General features: G+C 68.1%; 6 protein-coding genes and 1 pseudogene. 4 read left to right on the top strand and 3 right to left on the bottom strand.

The window, feature by feature from the left end; all coding sequences use genetic code 11:
• Window positions 1-514 (top strand): annotated as a pseudogene (locus A5781_RS25880) (hypothetical protein); the annotation flags it as partial.
• A 6-nt stretch (window positions 515-520) separates the two neighbouring features.
• Here A5781_RS25880 and A5781_RS13140 read toward each other — a convergent pair.
• The gene (locus tag A5781_RS13140) at window positions 521-1,063 is read right to left on the bottom strand and encodes a DUF4232 domain-containing protein (protein ID WP_197503822.1); all 543 of its coding nucleotides are present in this window, start codon (window positions 1,061-1,063) and stop codon (window positions 521-523) included.
• A 116-nt stretch (window positions 1,064-1,179) separates the two neighbouring features.
• Here A5781_RS13140 and acs point away from each other — a divergent pair, with 116 nt between their 5' ends.
• Window positions 1,180-3,138, top strand: coding sequence for an acetate--CoA ligase (acs, locus tag A5781_RS13135; RefSeq protein ID WP_067206250.1), 1,959 nt, complete (start codon window positions 1,180-1,182; stop codon window positions 3,136-3,138).
• A 5-nt stretch (window positions 3,139-3,143) separates the two neighbouring features.
• Here acs and A5781_RS13130 read toward each other — a convergent pair whose 3' ends face one another.
• A complete protein-coding gene (locus A5781_RS13130) occupies window positions 3,144-3,842 on the bottom strand; it encodes a serine protease (protein ID WP_156622702.1) in 699 nt (232 codons plus the stop codon).
• 350 nt (window positions 3,843-4,192) lie between these two features.
• Between A5781_RS13130 and A5781_RS13125 the strand changes: the two genes are divergently transcribed.
• Both A5781_RS13125 and A5781_RS13120 read left to right on the top strand, forming a co-directional pair.
• Window positions 4,193-4,720 (top strand): phage holin family protein, encoded by a 528-nt coding sequence (locus tag A5781_RS13125; protein WP_067206247.1) that lies wholly within the window; start codon window positions 4,193-4,195, stop codon window positions 4,718-4,720.
• Window positions 4,721-5,674: an alpha/beta fold hydrolase gene (locus A5781_RS13120; protein WP_067206244.1), complete on the top strand. Its 954-nt coding sequence runs from the start codon at window positions 4,721-4,723 to the stop codon at window positions 5,672-5,674. It begins immediately after the preceding gene.
• On the opposite strand, the gene marP is transcribed toward A5781_RS13120, so the two are convergent.
• Window positions 5,667-6,860: an acid resistance serine protease MarP gene (gene marP, locus A5781_RS13115; protein WP_156624603.1), complete on the bottom strand. Its 1,194-nt coding sequence runs from the start codon at window positions 6,858-6,860 to the stop codon at window positions 5,667-5,669. The two genes, A5781_RS13120 and marP, sit on opposite strands and share 8 nt — an antisense overlap.
• Between the last annotated feature and the right edge of the window lie 5 nt (window positions 6,861-6,865).

Below are 6,865 nucleotides of genomic sequence, written 5' to 3'. Positions count from 1 at the left end.
GGGCGGGCTGAACCTCTTCTTCCACGCTGCGCGCGTTGCGTCGAACGACGATCGTGGCGCGCACACGACCGCCCAGCCAACCCCGTCGGCCAGAGCCGCGTGGCCCGAAATCGGTCAGTGCTTCACCGAATTCGAGGTCGGTATGGGTTCGCTCAACCAACCGACCGACTGTGGTGATCCTGTGGCGACCTATGAGCTCGCCGCCAAAGGCGGGCCGACGGCGACGTGCCCCGACAACAAGCGCGGCGACTCTCTCTACGCGCGCCTCACCAACGAATCCCACACACTGTGTTTTGCCGCCAACCTCAAACAAGGGCTCTGCTACCTGAGGACCGACCAGCGTAAGACGACGACGTGGACACCGGTCGATTGCGCTGAAGCACGCTTCGCAAGATTCAAGGTCGACAAGCGCATTGACGGCAGCGCCGACGAAACGCAATGTCCGCCGGGGACGAAGGCCAACGCTTACCCCACGCCCCCGCGGGTCTACTGCTTGGTGCAAGTCGAGTCGTGACGTGACTCAGACGGGCGTGACGGGGTGCACCTGCAACGCGCAGGCGTCGATGGCGGCCGGCACGGTCAGCACCACGGTCGTGTCCGGCGGGTTGACCAGCAGCTCGGTATAGGTGGGGCAGGGCTCGCCGTTGGCGTCGATGGCGATGCCCTCAACGATGGCCTGTGCCTGGGTGGAGAGGGACAGGATGACGGTGGGCGGCACCTCGGCGCCGTCCGGCAGGCCTCCCATGTAGCCGCGCAGCGTGGGCTGGGCGTGTATGAGCGGCCCGCCCGCGCCCGAGTCGACCCCGGGGTACCCGGTCAGCGTGCAGGGCTCCGCGCCCCCGGCGAGGCTGAACACCAGGGTCGCCGCGCGGTGGCCGACCGCGGCCTGCGTCGGCGAGGCGGCGACGGCGATCTGGTCCGACCAGCATGGGGTCGGCGCGTCGGCGGTGTCGGTCGGCATGGCCCACGCCGGTGAACCCAGCATGGCGGTGGCCGCGTAACCCGTTGCGGCCGCGGCGAAGCTGGGAGCTAGTCGGCGGTTGCGCCGCCCGTGACCGGGCACACGGGTGATTATCCGCTACGAGGGCCGGCTTTGACCTTTGATTTGCAGCTTCGCTTTTCACCTTGTGGGGCTAGGCTCTCTGACGATTGACGAGCCTCGACACCAGGAGGAAGCCAGTGACCGCCACAGACGCCGTAGGCCCGTCGTCGTATCCCCCGCCGCCGGCGTTCGCCGAACAGGCCAACGCAGGTGAGGAGCTGTACCGCGAGGCCGACGAGGACGGGCTGGCCTTCTGGGCCAAGCAGGCCAATCGGCTCTCCTGGTCGACGCCGTTCACCGAGGTGCTCGACTGGTCGCAGCGCCCCTTCGCCAAGTGGTTCGCCGACGGCAAGCTCAACGTCGCCTACAACTGCGTGGACCGCCACGTTCAGGCCGGCCACGGCGACCGCGTCGCCATCCACTGGGAAGGCGAGCCCGGCGACAGCCGCAGCCTGACTTACGCCGACCTGCAGGCGCAGGTGTGCAAGGCGGCCAACGCGCTGACCGACCTGGGCCTGGTCGCCGGTGATCGAGTCGCGATCTACATGCCGCTGATTCCCGAGGCGGTGATCGCGATGCTGGCCTGCGCCCGGCTCGGCGTCATGCACAGCGTCGTGTTCGCCGGTTTCACCGCGAAGGCGCTGCGGGCCCGGATCGCCGACGCGCAGGCCAAATTGCTGATCACCAGCGACGGGCAGTTCCGCCGCGGCAAGCCGGCACCGCTGAAGGACGCGGCCGACGAGGCGGTCGCGTCGGGTGCGGACGGTGACAGTCCCGTCGAGCGCGTTCTGGTGGTGCAGCGCACCGGGATTGACGTGTCGTGGAACGACGATCGCGACCTGTGGTGGCACGACGTCGTCGACGCCGCGTCAGCCGAACACGCCCCGGAGCCCTTCGACGCCGAGCAGCCGCTGTTCCTGCTGTACACCTCCGGCACCACCGGAAGTCCCAAAGGCATCGTGCACACCAGCGGCGGATACCTGACCCAGAGCTCCTACACGCACTACTACGTCTTCGATCTCAAGCCCGAGACGGACGTGTTCTGGTGCACCGCCGACATCGGCTGGGTCACCGGGCACACCTACGGGGTCTACGGACCGCTGTCCAATGGCGCCACCGAGGTTCTCTACGAGGGCACACCCGACTCGCCAACCCAGCACCGGCATTTCGAGATCATCGAAAAGTACGGCGTGACAATCTATTACACCGCGCCCACGCTCATTCGCACCTTCATGAAGTGGGGTCGGGAGATCCCTGACGCGCACGACCTGTCCAGCCTGCGGCTGCTGGGCACGGTGGGCGAGCCGATCAACCCCGAGGCGTGGCGCTGGTACCGCAAGGTGATCGGCGCCGAGCGCCTTCCGATCGTGGACACCTGGTGGCAGACCGAAACGGGCGCCGCGATGATCTCCCCGCTGCCCGGCGTCGCCGCGACCAAACCGGGCTCGGCGATGCGGGCGCTGCCGGGCATCTCGGCGAAGATCGTCGACGACCACGGCGACGAACTGGTGCCGGGCGTCCACAAGGGCGAGCACGTCACCGGCTACCTGGTGTTGGACCAACCGTGGCCGTCCATGCTGCGCGGCATCTGGGGTGATCCCGAGCGATACGCCGAGACCTACTGGTCCAGGTTCGCCGAGCAGGGCTGGTATTTCGCTGGTGACAGCGCCTACTACGACCGCGACGGCGCCATCTGGGTGGTGGGCCGCATCGACGACGTGATGAACGTGTCGGGGCATCGGCTCTCGAGTGCCGAATTGGAGTCTGCGCTGGTCGGCCACCACGGGGTGGCCGAGGCCGCGGTGGTCGCAAAGACCGACGAGACCACGGGCCAAGCCATCTGCGCGTTCGTCGTCCTGTGCGCCGAGTACGAGGTGCACGACGGGGTCGTCAACGAGCTGCGCGCCGAGGTGGCCCGGGAAATCTCGCCTATCGCCAAGCCGCGTGAGATCCACGTGGTGCCAGAGTTGCCCAAGACTCGCAGCGGGAAGATCATGCGCAGGCTACTGCGCGACATCGCCGAGAACCGCGAACTGGGTGACACGTCGACGCTGCTCGACCCCGGCGTCTTCGACGCGATCCAAGCCTCGAAGTAGCGGCCTCAGGCCGGTAGGGGCGTGAACCCGGCACCGGGCCGGTGCTTGGCGTTGATGTCGGTCAGGACCGCGTTGAACGACTGGACCACCGCAGGCGTGTGCAGCGGAATGTACTTGATGACGCAGGTCGGCAGGTTGTCGCTGAACGCCCCGTGGATCATGCCGACCAGCAGGTTGTTCACCGTCACCGGCGCCCCGGAGTCCCCCGGCTGGCCACAGACCTGCATGACGATGGTCCCCGGGTCCTGGCCCGGCCCCCAAGTGACGCCGCACGAGTTTCCGGTGGTCCGGCCCTGCTTGCAGGCGATCTCACCGAAGGCCGGATCCGGGCCGAGGCCATTGATCGCGAAGCCGTTGTAGTTGGCCGTCGGCGTCACCTTGGCGGGATCAAACTTGATGACGGCGTAGTCGAGGTTGTCGTTGCCGGCCACCATGGTGCCCAGGACGCCCGCGTTCTCGGCACCCTCGGCGGCGACCTGCGCGCCCGGACCGCCACAGTGCGCGGAGGTGAAACCGATCAGCTCACCGGCGGCATCGCCCCCGATGGTCGTCAGGGTGCACATCGTGTCCCCGTTGATGACGATGCCGGCGCCGCCGCCCATCGGGATCCGGACATCGGCGGCCGCGGCGCGAGCGGGGCAGCCCACCAGGACCAGGAGCACCGCCGCCATTGCCGCCACGAAGCACCGGTGCGCCGTCTGCACAGCACCACTCCCATCGACAGGCCGGACCCGGACCGGCTTGACCAGTCTAGTCGGCCGGGCATCCCGTTCGCCGTGCCCAGCGCCGCCACCGGTTCGCATCGACCGCTCCCGTTGTGCCCGTTGCGCATCTGAGCGGAATGAAACCCACGGCCCGGCGGCTCACTGACACTTTAGAAGTTTGGAAATCGTCCGCATGGGCATCTGATTGAACGCCCTCGCGTCGCCGCCGGTCGACCTCCGACAGGCGCCGGGCCGCCCGCCGCCTTCGGCTGGCCTCGTCTGGCATGGCGCCGCATGGCAACATGAACCGCGACGACAGCGCCGGGCAGTGACGAAAGAGGGGACCGTCTGTGAGCAAACCCGATGGCAAGAACGGTGTGCCCAGCACCCTGACCACGATCCCCCTGACCGACCCGCACGCCCGGCCCGCCGAGCCCTCGATCGGCGACCTGATCAAGGACGCCACCACCCAGGTCTCCACGCTGGTGCGCGCCGAGGTCGAACTGGCGCGGGCGGAGATCACCCGGGACGTCAAAAAGGGCTTGACCGGTAGCGTCTTCTTCATCGCCGCGCTGGTGGTGTTGTTCTACTCCACCTTCTTTTTCTTCTTCTTCGTCGCCGAACTGCTCGACACCTGGCTGTGGCGCTGGGTGGCGTTCCTGATCGTGTTCGCGGTCCAGGTGGTGGTCGGGGCGCTGCTGGCCCTGCTCGGCTTCCTCAAGGTGCGCCGGATCCGGGGACCGCGGGAGACAATCGAATCGGTCAAGGAGACGCGCACGGCGCTCACCCCGGGCCACGACAAGGCACAGGGCGCCCCCAAGCAGCTCGCCGAGCGTGGCAGACACGAAATGCCCGAAACCGATCCATCGGGTTGGTAAATGGCCCCGCCGGATCCGTCGGTAACCCGCATCGACGGGCCGTGGCGCCATTTGGACGTTCACGCCAACGGCATCCGGTTCCACGTCGTCGAGGCACTACCCACCGGCGCGGACACGACCGCACCGCCCACGGCCCGGCCGCTGGTGGTGCTGTTGCACGGTTTCGGTTCGTTCTGGTGGTCGTGGCGTCATCAATTGCGGGGACTGACCGGGGCGCGGGTGGTAGCGGTCGACCTGCGCGGCTATGGCGGCAGCGATAAGCCGCCCCGCGGCTACGACGGCTGGACGCTGGCCGGCGACACGGCCGGCCTCATTCGCGCGCTGGGGCACTCGTCGGCGACGCTGGTCGGTCACGCCGACGGCGGGCTGACCTGCTGGGCCACCGCGCTGCTGCACGCCCGATTGGTGTCGGCTATCGCGCTGATCAGCTCGCCGCACCCGGCGGCGATGCGCCGGTCCACGCTGACCCGGCGCGACCAGGGATACGCACTGTTGCCGACGTTGCTGCGCTACCAGGTGCCGATCTGGCCGGAGCGCCTGCTTACCCGTGACAACGGGGCCGAGATCGAACGCCTGGTCCGTAGCCGTAGCTCCGCCAAATGGCTTGCTTCCGAAGACTTTTCCGAATCAATCGGTTACCTGCGGACGGCCATCCAGATTCCGTCGGCCGCGCACTGCGCGCTGGAATACCAGCGCTGGGCGGTGCGCAGCCAATTGCGCGACGAGGGCCGACGATTCATGAAGTCGATGTGCCAGCGGCTCAGCGTGCCGCTGCTACACCTGCGCGGCGACGCCGATCCCTACGTGCTGGCCGACCCGGTCGACCGGACGCAGCGTTATGCCACACAGGGCCGGTACGTATCCATCACCGGCGCAGGGCATTTCAGCCATGAAGAGATGCCCGAGGAAGTCAACCGGCACCTGATGAAGTTCCTCGACTCCGTAGTCAGCTGACGCAGGCCCCCGTGGTCACCTGCTGGGAGTCACCGATTTTGGCGAGCTGACTGGCCACCTCGTCGGCCGTCAACACGAAACCGGTGTCGGGGTCGTCGACGGCCGCGCCGAACACCACGCCGAGCACGTGACCGTCCAGATCGATCAACGGTCCGCCCGAATTGCCTTGCTCCACATTGGCTCTGATGGTGTAGACGTCACGGGTGACCGGCGCGGGGTCGCGGTAGATGTCGGGGCCGCTGAGTTTGATGACCTCGCGGATGCGGGCCGGGGTCGCGGTGAAGTTGCCGCCGCCCGGATACCCCAGCACCACAACGCTGGTGCCCGTTTTCGCCTCCGCCTGGGCGAACGTCAAGGGCTGTGGCGGCAGGTTGGGGACGGCGAGGATGGCGATGTCGACCGACGGGTCGTAGGACACGACGGTGGCATCAAGCGGACTGCCGCTGGCGTAGATCTGCACGCTGTTGGAACCGGCCACCACGTGCGCGTTGGTCATCACCCGGTCGGGGGCGATCACAAATCCGCTGCCCTCCAACACTTTCTGGCAGCTCGGCGCCAGGCTGCGCACCTTGACGACGCTCGGCGCGGTGGCCTGCACGACCGGATTGTTGGCCAGGGCGGGGTCGGGCGAGGCGACCGGAATCACCGGAGTTCGGCTGAACGGCTCCAGCACCGCGGGCAGGCCGGAGGTGTTCAGCAGCGCCGACAACCGCTTGGGCACCGTCTTCAGCCACGGCGGGGCGACCTCGTTGACCTGGGCCAGCACCCGCGAACCGCGGACCGCGGCGGCCAGCTCGGGCTGGTCCTTGGACTGGGTCAGCGGCGTCGCCAACAACCACGCCGCGGTCAACACCACCACGAGCTGGACGCCTACCCCGATGAACGAGTCCACCGTGCGGATGGCGCGGCTGCGGATCGCGCCGCGAACCGCCCGCCCGAGCACTACTCCCGCGACTTCGCCGACGACGACCAGCGCCAGGATCAGGAAGAGGGCGGCGAACAATTTGGCCCGGGGCGCGGCGATGTGGCTGACGAGGTGGGGCGCCAGCAGCACGCCCGCGATCGCGCCCAGCAACACACCCACGAACGAGAACAGCGACCCCACCGCGCCGGAACGCCAGCCCGATACGGCCGCGATGAAGGCGACCGACAGCACGGCCACGTCAAGCCACTGTGACGGGGTCATCGAGT

The organism is Mycobacterium sp. 852002-30065_SCH5024008 (assembly GCF_001665645.1).
Lineage (GTDB): Bacteria > Actinomycetota > Actinomycetes > Mycobacteriales > Mycobacteriaceae > Mycobacterium > Mycobacterium paraffinicum.
The sequence above is the reverse complement of the archived record's forward strand: the minus strand, read 5'-3'. Positions and strand labels throughout refer to the sequence as shown.

Coding starts and splice junctions, on each gene's coding strand:
- marP (WP_156624603.1), bottom strand. CDS start 6,860: ATGACCCCGTCACAGTGGCTTGACGTGGCCGTGCTGTCGGTCGCCTTC.
- A5781_RS13120 (WP_067206244.1), top strand. CDS start 4,721: ATGGCCCCGCCGGATCCGTCGGTAACCCGCATCGACGGGCCGTGGCGC.